The 1888-nt window shown below is 36.4% G+C and carries 2 protein-coding genes; both read left to right on the plus strand.

What is annotated here, in order from left to right; genetic code table 11:
* Nucleotides 1-318 precede the first annotated feature (318 nt).
* On the plus strand, nucleotides 319-552 hold the full coding sequence (locus ACY65O_RS16220; protein WP_462221907.1) for a hypothetical protein: 234 nt from the start codon (nucleotides 319-321) through the stop codon (nucleotides 550-552).
* Nucleotides 553-588: 36 nt separating this feature from the next.
* Nucleotides 589-1888: alpha-N-acetylglucosaminidase (locus tag ACY65O_RS16225; RefSeq protein WP_462221908.1), on the plus strand; the 1300-nt coding region annotated here is incomplete at its 3' end.

The raw sequence follows: 1888 nt of genomic DNA on the forward strand, positions 1-1888 counted from the left end.
TTTTCAATTCAATTTTCTAAGAACGGTAAACTACATGATAGGTTGAAAGTGTTTAACACCTTACATTAGCCGGCATTGTTTCTTTACTGAAGACATGTATTTGTAAACCGTATTTGTAAAAAATAAATTTACAGAGATTATCTATCAATTATTTTCTAAAAGTCATTTTGGTTAATATCGGTTAATCATTGATTAATAAATGTTTCAAACAGTCATTGGCATTAGGATAGTTTTGTAAACATAAGCGATGATGATGGGATTAGTAATCAAATACAAAACATTCAATGACATTCATAATCATAAGAAAAATACCGGGTTGTGTTGCTGGTTATGATGATTGTTTTAATAATGCTATCTCTTAAAATCTTAGCCGGTGATTTGCGGCCGGAACATCCACGGCCAGATCTTTATCGTGAAAACTGGTTATCATTAAATGGTGAGTGGCAGTTTGAAATTGATAAAGCAGGCGATGGTGAATTACGGGGACTGACTTATGGCACTGCCTGGACAAAAAATTGTATTTACGTTTTTATCTTTTATAGTACAAAATAACAGGTGTTTAATAATTGGTTTTTTAAAAAGCGGTTTATGAAAATATTTAAAATTTTAATGGGGGTTTTTATTTTCTTAATCGTTGCACATGGAATATGCAGGGCTGATAATGATTTGCTAAATGGTAAAAATGACAGCGTAACCATCAGCGCTTATAGCTTAGCGAAAAGAGTACTTAAAGACAAGGCTGATCAATTTATATTTGAACGGATTGATAAAAATAATACAGAAGATTTATTTGAAATATCAGGGCGCAATGGTAAAATTCTTATTAAAGGAAACAACGGCATCTCTATAGCCTCGGGGCTAAACTGGTATTTAAAAAAATACTGTAAAGTACAATTTACAGTTGTAGATGAACAGCTTAACCTGCCCGCAAAATTGCCGCAGCCAACATCTACCGAGCAAGTGCGGACTACTTATAATTACAGGTATTTTTTTAATGTTTGCACCTTTAGTTATACCATGTCCTGGTGGGATTGGAAACAGTGGGAACGTCAAATAGACTGGATGGCAATGAATGGTGTAAACCTTCCATTGGCTATTACCGGGCAGGAAGCTGTTTGGTATGAAGTATATAAAGAATTGGGTTTGAATGATAAGCAGATTGGTGATTTTTTGGTAGGCCCTGCTTATCTGCCATGGGGATGGATGGGTAATATAGATGGCTTGGGTGGCCCATTGCCAAAATCTTGGATGGAAAAACATAAACTGTTGCAACAAAAAATACTTGAAAGAGAACGTGCCCTTGGAATGACCCCTATTTTGCAGGGATTTACCGGGCATGTACCTGAATCCATTAAGCAAGTATATCCCAATGCGAAACTTCATAAAACCGGCGATTGGTCTGCAGGTTTTGGTGGAACTTTTTTTCTTGATCCTGGAGACGAATTGTTTAAAAGAATAGGAAAGTTATTTATAGAGAAACAAACTGAAATGTATGGCACCAATCACTTTTATTCAGCCGATTGTTTCAATGAAGTAAATCCTGATACTGATGATCCGGCGTTTTTAGCAAACATGAGTAAGTCTGTTTATCAATCTATAGCTGCGGCAGATCCAAAAGCTGTTTGGGTAATGCAGGCCTGGTTTCTTTACTATAACATTAACGATTTTTGGAAAGAACCTCAAATCAAAGCACTGCTTGGTGCAGTACCCGATGACAAAATGATTATCCTTGATCTGTATGGTGAACAACACCCTGCATGGAAAAATAAATCTTCATTTTATGGTAAGCCGTGGATATGGAATGTGCTTTACAATTTTGGCGGACGAACAAGCATGAACGGCAAACTTGCAGACATGTCAGGAAACCTCCACGAAGCAATAGCCAGTC

The sequence above is a fragment of the Ferruginibacter sp. genome, assembly GCF_031430955.1.
GTDB lineage: Bacteria > Bacteroidota > Bacteroidia > Chitinophagales > Chitinophagaceae > Ferruginibacter.